The organism is Pseudomonas sp. NFACC05-1 (assembly GCF_900100135.1).
In the GTDB taxonomy this organism is placed as follows: Bacteria; Pseudomonadota; Gammaproteobacteria; order Pseudomonadales; family Pseudomonadaceae; genus Aquipseudomonas; species Aquipseudomonas fluorescens_Q.
The window spans coordinates 30,563-45,141 of sequence record NZ_FMTR01000015.1 but is presented as its reverse complement, the minus strand read 5'-3'; the positions used below and the strand labels follow the sequence as shown (position 1 = coordinate 45,141).

Here is a 14,579-nt window from a genome sequence, read left to right as displayed (position 1 = left end):
GCTTGAGGCTACCTCAACTCAACAGCACTTGGGCCCACCCTTGCCACCGTAACCAACAGCGCAATCAAGCCAGACAACTACCCTGTGGCGAGGGAGCTTGCTCCCGCTCGGCTGCGCAGCAGTCGCAGAACCGGCTGATACGGTCGGCCTGAAGGACCGCCGGGGCCTGCTTCGCACGCCAGCGGGAGCAAGCTCCCTCGCCACAAGGGATCTGTGGCGTATGCAAATCTTGAGAACACCCAAAACAAACTGTGGGCTTGCTCGCTCCCACAGGGGATTTGCGTCGTTGCTCTGCTGACCTGAGAGTCAATAAAACCGCCCCTTCACCGCAAATGACAGATGGTCGGCGAAAGTGCGTTTAACGCACCATTTTCGGTATACTGCCCGGCCTTCGGTCGGTTCGCCCGGCCATAATTCGTACAACAAGCCACGCCGGTTTCCTGCGTGGCTTGTTGTTTTTTGACGCGCCTGCGGGCGCCCAGAGAGAAGAGGCACGACGATGAGTGCACTGGTTGGCGTGATCATGGGCTCCAAGTCCGATTGGTCCACCCTTAGCCACACCGCCGATATGCTGGAAAAGCTCGGCATCCCTTACGAGGTGAAAGTGGTCTCCGCCCACCGTACCCCGGACCTGCTGTTCCAGTACGCCGAAGAGGCCGAGGCGCGTGGCATCGAGGTGATCATCGCCGGTGCCGGTGGCGCCGCCCATTTGCCAGGCATGTGTGCGGCCAAGACCCACCTGCCGGTGTTGGGCGTGCCGGTCCAGTCTTCGATGCTTTCGGGCGTCGATTCGTTGCTGTCGATCGTGCAGATGCCAGCCGGCATCCCGGTCGCGACCCTGGCCATCGGCAAGGCTGGTGCGATCAACGCGGCCCTGCTGTCGGCGAGCATTTTGGGCGCCAAGCATCCACAATTTCATACCGTGCTGAAAAAATTCCGCGCTGAGCAGACAGACAGCGTCCTGGACAATCCAGACCCACGCATTGCCTGAGGTTGTTGACGAATGAAGATCGGTGTAATCGGTGGCGGCCAGTTGGGTCGCATGTTGGCCCTGGCAGGTACGCCGCTGGGAATGAACTTCGCTTTCCTGGACCCGGCGCCGGACGCCTGTGCTAGCGCGTTGGGTGAGCACCTGCGGGCCGACTACGGCGACCAGGATCACCTGCGCCAACTGGCCGATGAAGTCGACCTGGTGACCTTCGAGTTCGAAAGTGTCCCGGCCGAGACCGTGGCCTTCCTGTCCCAGTTCGTCCCGGTCTACCCGAGCGCCGAAGCCTTGCGGATCGCCCGTGACCGCTGGTTCGAAAAGAACATGTTCAAGGACCTGGGCATCCCCACGCCGGCTTTTGCCGACATTCAGTCCCAGGCCGACCTGGACGCCGCCGTCGCTGCCATCGGCCTGCCCGCCGTGCTCAAGACCCGTACCCTGGGTTACGACGGCAAGGGTCAGAAAGTCCTGCGCAAGCCTGAAGACGTGGTCGGTACGTTCGCCGAACTCGGCAGCGTGGCCTGCCTGCTGGAAGGCTTCGTGCCGTTCACCGGGGAAGTCTCGCTGATCGCCGTGCGTGCCCGTGACGGTGAGATCCGTTTCTATCCGCTGGTGCACAACACTCACAAGGACGGCATCCTCAAGCTGTCCGTCGCCAGCACCGACCATCCGTTGCAGGCCCTGGCCGAGGACTATTCCAGTCGGGTGCTCAAGCAGCTCGATTATGTCGGCGTGATGGCATTCGAGTTCTTTGAAGTGGATGGCGGCCTCAAGGCCAACGAAATCGCCCCTCGGGTACACAACTCCGGGCACTGGACCACCGAAGGCGCCGAGTGCAGTCAGTTCGAAAACCACCTACGGGCGGTGGCCGGGCTGCCACTGGGGTCGACCGCCAAGGTCGGTGAGAGCGCGATGCTCAACTTCATCGGCAAAGTGCCGGACAGCGAGAAAGTCCTGTCGATCGCTGACTGCCATTTGCATCACTATGGCAAGGCATTCAAGGCCGGGCGCAAGGTCGGTCACGCCAACCTGCGCTGCGCGGACCGGGCGACGCTGGCCCAGCAGATCATCAAGGTCGAGACGCTGATCGCCGAGCAATAATCCGCACCATCGGTGGAACCATTCGTCGGCTAACCTCTCTCATGGCTAAGTGCCAAAGCCTGATCGGGCTTTGGCATAGCTATCCAATCAGAGGGCAATGCCATGGGAATCATCGGAACCATCTTTATCGGCTTGATCGTTGGCCTGCTGGCGCGGTTCCTGAAACCGGGCGATGACAGCATGGGCTGGATCATGACCATTCTGCTCGGTATTGGCGGTTCGTTGGCAGCCACTTACGGCGGCCAGGCCTTGGGCATCTACCAGGCTGGCCAAGGCGCTGGCTTCATCGGTGCCCTGGTGGGCGCGGTGGTGCTGCTGGTGATCTACGGCCTGATCAAAAGAAACTGATTCAAATGCGATAAAGCCCTCTCTGCCTGGCGCGCAGAGGGGGCTAGAATGCTCGGCGTTTCACTTTCCACTCATTGCCGAGCCCTTTCATGCGCCGTCTAGTGTTGACCCTTCTTCTACTGGGCAGTGGCCTGGCCCATGCTGCCGAGCTGCCGGAAACCGACTGGCTCGAACTGATGCCCAAGTCGGACCAGAAAGCCCTCGAGGCCATGCCCGAGATCGACCACGACTCCCCCGAAGCCAGCGGCACCTTCACCGAAAAAGGTGGCCTGAAGCAAAGTAAAGGCTTGCCGGCGGTGATGTATTCGACCAAGACCGTGGCGTCGATGAACGACAAGCACATTCGTATCGGCGGTTACCCCGTGCCATTGGAAACCGACGCCAAGGGCCGTAGCACGCTGTTTTTCCTGGTGCCTTACCCCGGCGCTTGCATTCACGTCCCGCCACCACCGCCGAATCAACTGGTGCTGGTGCGCTACCCCAAGGGCCTGAAGCTGGATGACATCTATACGCCGTTGTGGGTGACCGGCACGCTGAAGATCGAAAAGGTCGACAACGACCTGGCCAGCGCGGCGTATGCGCTGGATGCGGAGAAGGTGAGGGTGGTGCAGGAGGCGGATTTGTAACCGGCTGGTTGGCGCGACCCAAGATCCAATGTGGGAGCGAGCAAGCTCCCACATTGGTTTTTGTGGTGTGGTTTAGAGCGGCTTGCCGCAGATGCTCACGCCAAGGGTATGGCTGGCGTCGGGCAACAGCGTCACCACATCGTCCATCACATTCGCCGTCTCGATGCATAGCATGTGCTGCCAGCCGTCGTCGGCCATGTCGCTGAAGGCCTTGGCGCGTTCGGTCCAGGGGTTCCAGATCACCGCCGAGCGCGAACCGCTGCTGGCCAGCTCGATCCGGCGTTCCCACTGCGGGTCGATGATGCTCAGCTTTGGTGGGGTATCGAGATAGATGCGGTCGGTCTCGCCAGCAAAGTGCAGGTTGCCGGCCTGGGTGACGGTTTTCCAGTCGTCCAGGGTCTCGATGTAGCTCAGGCCATCGACCCCTTCGACCTGCACGTTGCGCACGTCGCTCACGGCGAAGTAGCTGTGCAGCGCCTGGCTGAGGCTGACGGTTTCGCTGCCACGGTTATGACTGGTGAGGCGGATGTGCAGTTGCTCGTCCATCACGATGGTCAGCGTCAGGTCCACCTGGTGAGGCCAGCCCGAGAGGCCGTTTTCGGGGTAGGGCAGCACGAATTCCACCTTGAGGCTTTCGCCTTCGGCTTCGATGCCCTTCAATTCCCAATCCATCGCCCGTACCAGGCCGTGGGCCGTGGCCGGGTCGTTGGTCACGCGCATGGCCTGTACGCTGTCGGGGTTGCGCGTCAGGTTGCCGAACCACGGCCAGCACACCGGCACGCCCGCGCGAATGCTCTTGCCGGCCTTGAACGTGGCCTCGTCGTTGAGCCAGATCAGCGGCGGCTGGCCGTCCACTTGATAGCTGAGGATATGCGCGCCTTGTTGGGCCACCAGCAACTCGGCCTGACCGTGGCGGATGCGCCAGGCGTTCAGTTCATCCAGTTTGACGGCTTCGACGTTGGGCGTAGGCATGTTGCAAATCTCGCTCGGGGAACAGGAACTGCAATGGACCGCAAAACGGCCGCCGTGTTTAACGGGCGCGCGGTGGAACCGAACGGGTCCGACCACTACCGTCGATGGCGACGAAGACAAACACCGCCTCGGTCACCTTGCGCCATTCACTGGACAACGGATCGTCGCTCCAGACCTCGACCATCATCTGGATCGAGCTGCGGCCGATTTCCAGCGCCTGGGTATAAAAGGAAAGCTGCGCGCCCACTGCCACCGGCACGAGGAACGCCATGCGATCGATCGCCACGGTGGCCACGCGTCCGCCGGCCACTTTGCTGGCCATGGCGGTGCCGGCCAGGTCCATCTGGGACACCAGCCAGCCGCCGAAAATATCGCCGAAGCCGTTGGTCTCGCGAGGGAGCGCGGTGATTTGCAGGGCCAGGTCGCCTTGCGGGATTGGATCTTCTTGTTCGAGCTCTATCATGCAGGGGGTGCCTCTGACCCGTAACGCTGTCTTGTACTTCAGGTGAATAGCCGTCTTTGTAAAAAACGATTCAGCCCGAACATACTGCGTTCGTCACGTTTTTCGTAAAGGCGTGCCAAAGGGAAACTCTGCGAAACCGGCTGGTTCTGGTACTACGCCACCAACGACGTTTTCGCACAGCAACCCCTTACAGAGTACTGCAAGGTTGCGAGTATATCGGGCGATAGACGTCGAGACGACCACTCGGTTCTGATTTTGACTATCAAATACGCACCTCTATGTGCTTTTTCGAACAATTTGCTATCGTGCCGGACCTGCCCAGGCCCCCCAACCCGTATTGCCAGGGTTGCAGAACCGACTATAAGAGAAGCCCTTGCCATGACCACTGCGCCTTCGAGCACGGCGACGCCCGCACAACCCGCGCGTCCATTGACCCGCAACGATTACAAGACCCTGTCGCTTTCTGCCTTGGGTGGTGCGCTGGAGTTCTACGATTTCATCATTTTCGTGTTCTTTGCCACCGTGGTCGGCAAATTGTTCTTCCCTGCCGAAATGCCTGAGTGGCTGCGCTTGATGCAGACGTTCGGCATTTTTGCCGCCGGTTACCTGGCCCGGCCGCTAGGCGGGATCGTCATGGCCCACTTTGGCGATCTGCTGGGGCGCAAGAAGATGTTCACCCTGAGCATTTTCATGATGGCCGTGCCGACCCTGATCATGGGCCTGCTGCCCACTTATGCACAGATCGGCATGTGGGCGCCCATCCTGCTGTTGCTGATGCGGGTGATCCAGGGCGCGGCCATCGGCGGGGAAGTGCCAGGCGCCTGGGTCTTCGTTTCCGAACACGTTCCGGTGCGCCACATCGGCTATGCCTGCGGCACGCTGACCTGCGGCCTGACGGCGGGGATTTTGTTGGGTTCGCTGGTCGCCACGGCGATCAACAGCCTTTATACACCGGTGGAAGTGGCCGATTACGCCTGGCGGATCCCGTTCTTGCTGGGTGGCGTATTCGGGCTGTTTTCGGTGTATCTGCGCCGCTGGTTGCACGAAACCCCGGTGTTCGCCGAGCTGCAACTGCGCAAGGCCCTGGCCGAGGAAGTGCCGCTGCGGGCCGTGCTGCGTGATCACCGCGGCGCCATCGCCATTTCCATGCTGTTGACCTGGCTATTGTCGGCCGGCGTCATTGTGGTGATCCTGATGACACCGACCGTGCTGCAGACGGTGTACCACTTCAGTCCGACCACCGCGTTGCAGGCCAATAGCCTGGCGATCGTGTGCCTGAGTTTCGGTTGCATCGGTGCGGGTGTGCTGGCCGATCGTTTTGGTGCCGGTCGGGTATTTGTCTTCGGTAGCGGTTTGCTGTTGATCACATTCTGGACCTTCTACCACTGCCTGTTCGATCACCCCGAATGGCTGTTCCCGCTGTATGCCTTGAGTGGCTTGCTGGTGGGTACCATCGGCGCGGTGCCTTATGTCATGGTCAATGCTTTCCCGGCCGTGGTGCGTTTCAGCGGCTTGTCGTTCTCCTACAACCTGGCCTATGCAATCTTCGGCGGATTGACGCCGATGATCGTGACCCTGCTGTTGAAAGAGAGCCCGATGGGGCCGGCGTATTACGTGGCGGCCATCTGTGGGATCGGGATCGTGGTAGGCGGCTACCTTTGGAAGAAAGGGCGCTAGATGGCTCTGAACAGGCTTCTGTGGCGAGGGGATTTATCCCCGTTGGGCTGCGTAGCAGCCCCCATGGCTGGATGCAATCAGCCTGAAGCACCGAGGCGCTGGCTTGAGGGCCGCTTCGCACCCCAACGGGGATAAATCCCCTCGCCACAACATCTTGTAAAACTCGATACTGGCCTTTCATCCAATTGTCATATTTCAGCCATAGAGTGTTCACACGGCTTACCGATACTTGGCCGACTTAACACACCCTATCTGCTAGGAGTAAGGCATGAAACTGAAGCGTTTGATGGCGGCAATGACTTTTGTCGCTGCTGGCGTTGCGACTGCCAACGCGGTTGCCGCTGTTGATCCTGCGATCCCGAGCTACACCAAGACCACTGGTGTATCGGGCAACCTGTCCAGCGTCGGCTCCGATACCCTGGCCAACCTGATGACCTTGTGGGCCGAGAACTACAAGAAGGAATACCCGAACGTAAACATCCAGATTCAGGCCGCCGGTTCTTCCACCGCGCCACCCGCGCTCACCGAAGGCACCTCCAACCTGGGCCCGATGAGCCGCAAGATGAAGGACAACGAGCTGCAGGCTTTCGAAACCAAATACGGTTACAAGCCTACCGCCATCCCGGTTGCCGTGGACGCCTTGGCGGTATTCGTACACAAGGACAACCCGATCAAAGGCCTGACCATGGCTCAGGTTGATGCGATTTTCTCCTCTACTCGTCTGTGCGGCGCCAAGGCCGACGTCAAGACCTGGGGCGACCTGGGCGTGACCGGTGACCTGGCCAACAAGCCAGTCCAGTTGTTCGGTCGTAACTCGGTATCCGGCACCTACGGCTACTTCAAAGAAGAAGCCCTGTGCAAAGGTGACTACAAGTCCAACGTCAATGAACAGCCTGGCTCGGCCTCGGTTGTACAGTCGATCAGCAGCTCGCTCAACGGCGTTGGCTACTCGGGTATCGGCTACAAGACCGCCAGCGTGAAAACTGTTGCCCTGGCCAAGAAAGAAGGCGGCGAGTTCATCGAAGACACCGAGGAAAACGCCCTGAACGGCAAGTACCCGCTGTCGCGCTTCCTCTACGTTTACGTCAACAAGGCACCGAACAAGCCTCTGGCCCCGCTGGAAGCCGAGTTCGTGAAGCTGATCCTGTCCAAGCAAGGCCAGGAAGTCGTGGTCAAGGACGGCTACATCCCGTTGCCAGCCAAAGTGGCCGCCAAGGCACTGGCTGACCTGGGTCTGTCGGAAGGCGGCAGCGTCGCCAAGAAGTAATACCTGAGCCCGGGCCAACGCCCGGACTCCTGTGGGAGTGAAGGTTGCTCCCACAACCCAAATTCCTGTCCGCTGCCGCTTTCTGCCGGCGGCGGATTTGTTGCGTCACTGCATTGTCATCTTTCTGTCATACAGGATCGCTAGGGTGTGCGCATGAATGATCTGGCCAACTCCACAATGACTACGACTTCCCCTCCCAAGCGCATTGACTTCAATACGCCTGAGCTGCAACGCAAGCGCCGTATTCGCGCGCTCAAGGATCGCCTGACCCGCTGGTACGTGCTGGTCGGTGGCCTCGCTGTCCTTGCTGCCATTACGTTGATCTTCTTTTTCCTGGCCTATGTGGTGCTGCCCCTGTTCCAGGGCGCGGACCTGACCGCCAAGGACACGATCACCCCGGCCTGGATGCAAGACGCCGGCAAACCCTTGATGATCTCCATCGAAGAACAGAACCAAGTCGCCATGCGGGTTTCCGACAAGGGCCAGGCGCTGTTCTTCGACATCAGCAGTGGCGCCGAACTGCGCCGCTTCGACCTGCCGATTCCGGCCGGCGCCAGCGTGACCGCCATTGGCGAAGACCAGCCCGGCAGCCCGCTGGTGGCAATCGGTCTGTCCAACGGCCAAGCCCTGGTATTTCGTCACACCTATAAGGTCAGCTACCCGGACGGCAAGAAAACCATCTCGCCTGCCGTCGAATACCCTTACGGCGAGACGCCGATTGCATTGAACGAACAGGGCGCGGCCCTGGAACATGTCAGCCTCAACGCCACCGACTCGACCCTGCTGCTGGCCGGTTCCAGCGGTGCCCAACTGCAAGTGCTGTCGCTCACCAGCGAAGAAAACATGATGACCGGTGAGGTCACCAGCGAGCAGACCCGCATCGACCTGCCGCAGATGACCGAGCCGGTGAAGAACATCTTCGTCGACCCGCGTCAGCAATGGCTGTATGTGGTCAACGGACGTGCCCAGGCCGACGTGTTCAGCCTGCGGGACAAGAGCCTCAATGGCCGCTACAAGCTGCTCGAGAACGCCGACGCCCAAGTCACCGCCGCCACCCAGCTGGTGGGCGGGATCTCGCTGATCATCGGCGACTCCAAGGGCGGCCTGGCCCAGTGGTTCATGGCCCGTGATCCGGACGGCGAGTTGCGCTTCAAACAGATTCGTACCTTCCAGATGGGCAGCACGCCCATCGTCGAGATCAGCGCCGAAGAACGTCGCAAAGGCTTTGTTGCGCTCGACGCCGCCGGCAAGCTTGGCGTGTTCCACAGCACCGCCCACCGTACTCTGCTGGTGGACCAGGTGGTCGACGGCCAGGGCCTGTTCGGCATGTCGCCACGGGCCAACCGCCTGATCGTTGAACAGGGCGGCAAGCTGCAACCGTTGACGCTGGACAATCCGCACCCGGAAGTGTCGTGGAGCGCGTTGTGGAGCAAGGTCTGGTACGAAAACTACGACGAACCCAAGTACGTCTGGCAATCGACTGCCGCCAACACCGACTTCGAACCCAAGATGAGCCTTTCGCCGCTGACCTTCGGCACCCTGAAAGCGGCGTTCTACGCGATGTTGCTGGCTGCGCCGCTGGCCATTGCCGCCGCGATCTACACCGCTTACTTCATGGCCCCGGGCATGCGCCGCAAGGTCAAGCCGGTGATCGAGCTGATGGAAGCGATGCCGACGGTGATCCTCGGGTTCTTCGCCGGCCTGTTCCTGGCGCCGTACGTCGAAGGGCACCTGCCGGGTATTTTCAGCCTGCTGATGTTGCTGCCAATTGGCATCCTGGTCGCCGGTTTCGTCTTCAGCCGGCTGCCGGAATCCATTCGCCTGAGAGTGCCGGACGGCTGGGAAAGCGCCCTGCTGATCCCGGTGATCCTGTTCGTGGGCTGGCTCTCGCTGTACATGAGCCCGTACATGGAAGCGTGGTTCTTCGGCGGCGACATGCGCATGTGGATCTCCCATGACCTGGGCATCACCTACGACCAGCGCAACGCCCTGGTGGTCGGCCTGGCGATGGGCTTCGCGGTGATCCCGAACATCTATTCCATCGCCGAAGACGCCGTGTTCAGCGTGCCGCGTGGCCTGACCCTGGGCTCCCTGGCCCTCGGTGCCACGCCGTGGCAGACCATGACCCGCGTGGTGATCCTCACCGCCAGCCCCGGCATCTTCTCGGCGCTGATGATCGGCATGGGCCGTGCGGTGGGCGAGACCATGATCGTGCTGATGGCCACCGGTAACACGCCGGTCATGGAAATGAACCTGTTCGAAGGCCTGCGCACCCTGGCGGCCAACGTGGCGGTGGAGATGCCTGAGTCGGAAGTCGGCGGCAGCCATTATCGCGTGCTGTTCCTGTCGGCCCTGGTGCTGCTGTTGTTCACCTTCGTCATGAACACCCTCGCCGAGCTGATCCGTCAGCGTCTGCGCAAGAAATATTCGTCGCTTTAAGAAAGGTAGAAGTCTGTGAAACAGAACTCCCTGAAAGGATGGTTCAAGAGCGGCGCCCCCGGCGTCTGGATCAGCGGTGGCGCGGTGTCCATCGCGGTCATCATGACCATTGGCCTGCTGGCGGTGATCGCCGTGCGCGGCCTGGGCCACTTCTGGCCGGCGGACCTGGTCCACGCCAGCTACAACGTGCCGGGCATGCCTGCGCACCTGGTGGTCGGCGAAGTCGTGCAGAAGGAAGAAGTGCCTCGTGAGCGCCTGAAAAGCGCTGGCCTGCCGGTGCCGGACGAAGGCCCCGAGTTCATGACCCGCGAACTGATCAAGGTGGGCAACCGGGATCTGAACGGCACCGACTTCACCTGGATCGTCGGCGACTGGCTGACCAACCAGACTACGCCGCCGGAGCTGATGGCCATCGAGCGTCGTGAGTGGGGCAACTTCTACGGCTACCTGGTCAACGTCAAGGAAAACGGCAAGGTCATCGCCGAAGGCGAGGCCGCCTGGCCGCAACTGCAGGCTCGCGTAGAGCGCGTCAACCAGTTGGCCTCCGAGCTCAAGACCCTGGAAAAAGTCGACATCGGTGCAATCAACGCCGGCCTGGAACGCATCCGTCTGCACGGTCGCAAACTGGAGCTGGACGGCAAGCTCGACGCTTCTGCCCAGGCGGACCTGGAAAGCGAGCGCGCCGAGCTCAATGCCCGCTACAAGGACATCGAAGCGCGCCTGGCCGACCTGCATGCACAGTTCAATCGCGACAGCCTGACCGCCCGCGATGCCAACGGCAAGGAAGTGGAAATCGAAATCGGCAAAGTGGTGCACGCCTACCAGCCAAACGGCATGGGCACGTTCACCAAGATGGGTTTCTACGTCAGCAAGGTCTGGGAATTCCTCAGCGACGACCCGCGTGAAGCCAACACCGAAGGTGGCATTTTCCCGGCGATTTTCGGCACTGTGATGATGACCCTGATCATGGCGATGATCGTGACGCCGTTCGGCGTGCTGGCGGCGGTCTACCTGCGTGAATACGCCCGTCAAGGCCCGATGACCCGCCTGATCCGCATCGCGGTGAACAACCTGGCCGGCGTTCCGGCCATCGTCTACGGTGTGTTTGGCCTGGGCTTCTTCGTCTACGTGCTGGGTGGTTCGGTCGACCGCTTGTTCTTCCCCGAGGCCTTGCCGGCGCCGACCTTCGGCACCCCGGGCCTGCTCTGGGCGTCCCTGACCCTGGCGCTGCTGGCGGTGCCGGTGGTGATCGTGGCCACCGAGGAAGGCCTGGCGCGGATCCCGCGTACCGTGCGCGAAGGCTCCCTGGCCCTTGGTGCGACCAAGGCCGAGACCCTGTGGAAAATTGTCCTGCCCATGGCGAGCCCGGCGATGATGACCGGGATGATCCTCGCCGTGGCCCGTGCTGCCGGTGAAGTGGCACCGTTGATGCTGGTAGGCGTGGTGAAACTGGCCCCGTCGCTGCCGCTGGACGGCAACTACCCGTATCTGCACCTGGACCAGAAGATCATGCACCTGGGCTTCCATATCTATGACGTGGGCTTCCAGAGCCCGAACGTCGAAGCGGCGCGACCGCTGGTGTACGCCACGGCGCTGCTGCTGGTGCTGGTGATCGCCACGCTCAACCTGTCGGCAGTGTGGATCCGTAACCACCTGCGCGAGAAATACAAAGCGTTGGATAGCTAAAAGTCATTAGCCACAAGCGGCAAGCTACAGGCCGCTTTTGCTCAAACTTGCAGCTTGCAGCTAGAAGCTTGCAGCTACGAACGGAGTGAGACCATGCAACACGAAGCACATACACACGGCATCAACATGTCGGCCCTGGGCCGCGACAAGCAGAGCCTGAACCTGGCCGAAGAAACCGTCGCCATCGAAGTGCCAGGCCTGAACCTGTTCTACGGCCAGAAGCAGGCACTGTACGACGTCAGCCTGAATATCCCGAAGCAGCGCGTCACCGCATTCATCGGTCCGTCGGGCTGCGGCAAGTCCACCTTGCTGCGCACCTTCAACCGCATGAACGACCTGGTGGACGGCTGCCGCGTCGAAGGGGAAATCAACCTCTACGGCAACAACATCTATCGCAAGGGCGAAGATGTGGCCGAGCTGCGTCGTCGCGTGGGCATGGTGTTCCAGAAGCCCAACCCGTTCCCGAAAACCATTTACGAGAACGTGGTCTACGGCTTGCGCATCCAAGGCATCAACAAGAAGCGCATCCTCGACGAAGCCGTGGAATGGGCCCTCAAGGGCGCGGCGTTGTGGGATGAGGTCAAGGACCGCCTGCATGAGTCGGCCCTGGGCCTGTCCGGCGGTCAACAGCAGCGCCTGGTGATCGCCCGCACCATCGCCGTGGAGCCGGAAGTGCTGCTGCTCGACGAACCCTGCTCGGCCCTGGACCCGATCTCGACGCTGAAAGTCGAAGAACTGATCTACGAGCTCAAGTCCAAGTTCACCATCGTCATCGTGACCCACAACATGCAACAGGCGGCGCGGGTTTCCGATTACACCGCGTTCATGTACATGGGCAAACTGGTGGAGTTCGGCGACACCGATACGCTGTTCACCAATCCGGCCAAGAAGCAGACCGAGGACTACATTACCGGTCGTTATGGCTAGTCGAGGTCGCTGCATGGCCGCATGCGATAACAGGACTCAACATTTAACTGCTTGAAGCTTGCAGCTTGAAGCTTGCAACTTTCGCGGAGCGAACAAGATGATTTCGAAGGAAGGCCTTACTCACCATATTTCCGCACAGTTCAACGCCGAGCTGGAGGAGGTGCGCAGCCACCTGCTGGCCATGGGCGGGCTGGTGGAAAAGCAGGTCAACGACGCGGTGACCGCGCTGATCGAGGCCGATTCGGGCCTGGCCCAGCAAGTGCGCGAGATCGACGACCAGATCAACCAGATGGAGCGCAACATCGACGAGGAGTGCCTGCGCATCCTCGCCCGTCGTCAGCCGGCGGCTTCCGACCTGCGCTTGATCATCAGCATTTCCAAGTCGGTGATCGACCTGGAGCGGATCGGCGACGAAGCCACCAAGATTGCCCGTCGAGCCATCCAGTTGTGCGAAGAAGGCGAAGCGCCGCGCGGTTACGTCGAGGTGCGCCATATTGGCGACCAGGTGCGCAACATGGTCCGCGATGCACTGGACGCCTTTGCCCGCTTCGACGCCGACCTGGCGTTGTCGGTGGCCCAGTACGACAAGATCATCGACCGCGAGTACAAGACCGCCCTGCGGGAGCTGGCGACTTACATGATGGAAGACCCGCGCTCCATCTCCCGGGTATTGAGCATCATCTGGGTGCTGCGTTCTCTGGAGCGCATCGGCGATCATGCGCGCAACATCTCGGAACTTGTCATCTACCTGGTGCGCGGCACCGATGTCCGGCATCTGGGGCTCAAGCGCATGAAGGAAGAAGTTGAGGGCACCCCGTCCGAAACTGCTAATGTTCCGGACGGAGCTGACGATAAGTAAGATTGCCAGGAAAAGTGCCCGGCCTTCTGGTCGGGCTTTTTTTTGGGTTTTTTTTTATCGAAAGCAGCACCCCGCGAACGAAAGGTCCCGGCGTGACTGAAGGTTTTTGGCGATGTGCCATCAGTAAAAGCGGTATGCTTGCCGGGATTTTTTAGAGGTGTATCTGGATGAGTAAGGTCAGTGTGTTGGTCGTGGACGATGCTTCGTTCATTCGTGACCTGGTGAAGAAGTGCCTGCGCAACTACTTCCCGGGCGTGCGCATCGAAGACGCGGTGAACGGCAAGAAAGCCCAAGCCCTGCTGGCTCGCGAAGCGTTCGACCTGGTGTTGTGCGATTGGGAAATGCCGGAAATGTCCGGGCTGGAACTGCTGACCTGGTGTCGCCAGCAGGACAACCTCAAGGGCATGCCGTTCGTGATGGTCACCAGCCGCGGCGACAAGGAAAACGTGGTCCAAGCCATCCAGGCCGGCGTTTCCGGCTACGTCAGCAAGCCGTTCACCAACGAGCAGCTACTGACCAAGGTCAAGCAGGCCCTGCATAAGGTCGGCAAGCTCGACACGCTGATGAACAGTGCCCCGACCAAGATGAACTCGGCGTTCGGCAATGACTCCTTAAGCGCCCTGACGGGCGGCAAGGCTCCGGTTGCCGCTGTGGCTTCGGCCCCCGCCCCCGCCGCCCCTGCTGCAGCCGCTCCGGCGCGTGGCTTGCTAAACAGCCCGCCGGTCAAGGCGCCGGCCGCCGCCACCGCTTCGTCGGCCAACCGCGGCCAAGGCCAGTTGCGCCTGTCCAGCGGTACCCAGCAATGCGTGATCAAGGCCCTGAGCCTCAAGGAAGCGCTGCTGGTGGTCAAGCGCTCCGACTCCCTGCCGCAAGTCCTCGAAGGTGCGGTGCTGGACATGGAGCAGGGCGACAACGCTGAAACCGCTCGTCTCAACGGCTACCTGCACGCCATTGTCGCCCATGAACAGACGCCCGATAGCGAATGGCTGCAGTTGACGTTCCGCTTCGTCGACAAAGACCCGCAGAAACTCGACTACATCTCCCGCCTGATCGCCCGCGGCACCGCGCAGAAGCACTTCGTGCCGGGCGCCTGATACAGCCGCAGATCGTTCCCATGCTCCGCGTGGGATGCCTCTACGGACGCTCTGCGTTCGGCGCTTGAGGGGACGCGGAGCGTCCCGGGCTGCATTGCCACGCAGAGCGTAGGAACGATCACCAACACCGAT

At 61.1% G+C, this 14,579-nt stretch carries 13 protein-coding genes; 11 read left to right on the top strand and 2 right to left on the bottom strand.

The features are described from left to right. The first annotated feature begins 499 nt into the window (after positions 1 to 499). The 4 genes from purE (at position 500) to BLO97_RS20560 (ending at position 3,063) form a co-directional block, all read left to right on the top strand. Positions 500 to 991, top strand: coding sequence for a 5-(carboxyamino)imidazole ribonucleotide mutase (gene purE, locus BLO97_RS20575; RefSeq protein WP_003196369.1), 492 nt, complete (start codon positions 500 to 502; stop codon positions 989 to 991). Between the two features lie 12 nt (positions 992 to 1,003). Continuing rightward, positions 1,004 to 2,089, top strand: a complete 1,086-nt coding sequence (locus BLO97_RS20570; protein ID WP_063323554.1) for a 5-(carboxyamino)imidazole ribonucleotide synthase — start codon at positions 1,004 to 1,006, stop codon at positions 2,087 to 2,089. Positions 2,090 to 2,191: 102 nt separating this feature from the next. After that, positions 2,192 to 2,437 carry a GlsB/YeaQ/YmgE family stress response membrane protein gene (locus BLO97_RS20565; RefSeq protein WP_003196372.1) on the top strand — a complete coding sequence of 82 codons (246 nt, stop codon included), beginning with the start codon at positions 2,192 to 2,194 and terminating at the stop codon, positions 2,435 to 2,437. An 89-nt stretch (positions 2,438 to 2,526) separates the two neighbouring features. Next, complete coding sequence (locus tag BLO97_RS20560; RefSeq protein WP_063323553.1) at positions 2,527 to 3,063, top strand: DUF3299 domain-containing protein; 537 nt, start codon at positions 2,527 to 2,529, stop codon at positions 3,061 to 3,063. A 72-nt stretch (positions 3,064 to 3,135) separates the two neighbouring features. Here BLO97_RS20560 and BLO97_RS20555 read toward each other — a convergent pair whose 3' ends face one another. Both BLO97_RS20555 and BLO97_RS20550 read right to left on the bottom strand, forming a co-directional pair. Then, positions 3,136 to 4,035, bottom strand: coding sequence for a D-hexose-6-phosphate mutarotase (locus tag BLO97_RS20555; protein ID WP_092150649.1), 900 nt, complete (start codon positions 4,033 to 4,035; stop codon positions 3,136 to 3,138). A gap of 58 nt (positions 4,036 to 4,093) precedes the next feature. Further along, on the bottom strand, positions 4,094 to 4,498 hold the full coding sequence (locus tag BLO97_RS20550; RefSeq protein ID WP_003177184.1) for an acyl-CoA thioesterase: 405 nt from the start codon (positions 4,496 to 4,498) through the stop codon (positions 4,094 to 4,096). 378 nt (positions 4,499 to 4,876) lie between these two features. Here BLO97_RS20550 and BLO97_RS20545 point away from each other — a divergent pair, with 378 nt between their 5' ends. The 7 genes from BLO97_RS20545 (at position 4,877) to BLO97_RS20515 (ending at position 14,447) form a co-directional block, all read left to right on the top strand. Next, positions 4,877 to 6,175: an MFS transporter gene (locus tag BLO97_RS20545; protein ID WP_092150652.1), complete on the top strand. Its 1,299-nt coding sequence runs from the start codon at positions 4,877 to 4,879 to the stop codon at positions 6,173 to 6,175. A 268-nt stretch (positions 6,176 to 6,443) separates the two neighbouring features. After that, positions 6,444 to 7,442 carry a phosphate ABC transporter substrate-binding protein PstS family protein gene (locus BLO97_RS20540; protein ID WP_063323550.1) on the top strand — a complete coding sequence of 333 codons (999 nt, stop codon included), beginning with the start codon at positions 6,444 to 6,446 and terminating at the stop codon, positions 7,440 to 7,442. Between the two features lie 405 nt (positions 7,443 to 7,847). Next, complete coding sequence (locus tag BLO97_RS20535; protein WP_175489857.1) at positions 7,848 to 9,881, top strand: ABC transporter permease subunit; 2,034 nt, start codon at positions 7,848 to 7,850, stop codon at positions 9,879 to 9,881. A 15-nt stretch (positions 9,882 to 9,896) separates the two neighbouring features. Next, entirely contained in the window at positions 9,897 to 11,567 is a 1,671-nt protein-coding gene (gene pstA / locus BLO97_RS20530; RefSeq protein ID WP_063323548.1) for a phosphate ABC transporter permease PstA, read from the top strand. A 93-nt stretch (positions 11,568 to 11,660) separates the two neighbouring features. Next, positions 11,661 to 12,494 carry a phosphate ABC transporter ATP-binding protein PstB gene (pstB, locus tag BLO97_RS20525; RefSeq protein WP_063323547.1) on the top strand — a complete coding sequence of 278 codons (834 nt, stop codon included), beginning with the start codon at positions 11,661 to 11,663 and terminating at the stop codon, positions 12,492 to 12,494. A gap of 97 nt (positions 12,495 to 12,591) precedes the next feature. Continuing rightward, the gene (phoU, locus tag BLO97_RS20520; protein WP_063323546.1) at positions 12,592 to 13,353 is read left to right on the top strand and encodes a phosphate signaling complex protein PhoU; all 762 of its coding nucleotides are present in this window, start codon (positions 12,592 to 12,594) and stop codon (positions 13,351 to 13,353) included. A gap of 167 nt (positions 13,354 to 13,520) precedes the next feature. Further along, positions 13,521 to 14,447, top strand: a complete 927-nt coding sequence (locus BLO97_RS20515; protein WP_092347704.1) for a response regulator — start codon at positions 13,521 to 13,523, stop codon at positions 14,445 to 14,447. Positions 14,448 to 14,579 lie beyond the last annotated feature (132 nt).

What these genes read in the sequence shown, in the direction of transcription:
- phoU (WP_063323546.1), top strand. Translation starts at nt 12,592, where the DNA reads ATGATTTCGAAGGAAGGCCTTACTCACCATATTTCCGCACAGTTCAAC.
- BLO97_RS20550 (WP_003177184.1), bottom strand. Translation starts at nt 4,498, where the DNA reads ATGATAGAGCTCGAACAAGAAGATCCAATCCCGCAAGGCGACCTGGCC.
- BLO97_RS20565 (WP_003196372.1), top strand. Translation starts at nt 2,192, where the DNA reads ATGGGAATCATCGGAACCATCTTTATCGGCTTGATCGTTGGCCTGCTG.
- BLO97_RS20515 (WP_092347704.1), top strand. Translation starts at nt 13,521, where the DNA reads ATGAGTAAGGTCAGTGTGTTGGTCGTGGACGATGCTTCGTTCATTCGT.
- BLO97_RS20570 (WP_063323554.1), top strand. Translation starts at nt 1,004, where the DNA reads ATGAAGATCGGTGTAATCGGTGGCGGCCAGTTGGGTCGCATGTTGGCC.
- BLO97_RS20545 (WP_092150652.1), top strand. Translation starts at nt 4,877, where the DNA reads ATGACCACTGCGCCTTCGAGCACGGCGACGCCCGCACAACCCGCGCGT.
- pstB (WP_063323547.1), top strand. Translation starts at nt 11,661, where the DNA reads ATGCAACACGAAGCACATACACACGGCATCAACATGTCGGCCCTGGGC.
- BLO97_RS20535 (WP_175489857.1), top strand. Translation starts at nt 7,848, where the DNA reads ATGCAAGACGCCGGCAAACCCTTGATGATCTCCATCGAAGAACAGAAC.
- BLO97_RS20540 (WP_063323550.1), top strand. Translation starts at nt 6,444, where the DNA reads ATGAAACTGAAGCGTTTGATGGCGGCAATGACTTTTGTCGCTGCTGGC.
- BLO97_RS20560 (WP_063323553.1), top strand. Translation starts at nt 2,527, where the DNA reads ATGCGCCGTCTAGTGTTGACCCTTCTTCTACTGGGCAGTGGCCTGGCC.
- purE (WP_003196369.1), top strand. Translation starts at nt 500, where the DNA reads ATGAGTGCACTGGTTGGCGTGATCATGGGCTCCAAGTCCGATTGGTCC.
- BLO97_RS20555 (WP_092150649.1), bottom strand. Translation starts at nt 4,035, where the DNA reads ATGCCTACGCCCAACGTCGAAGCCGTCAAACTGGATGAACTGAACGCC.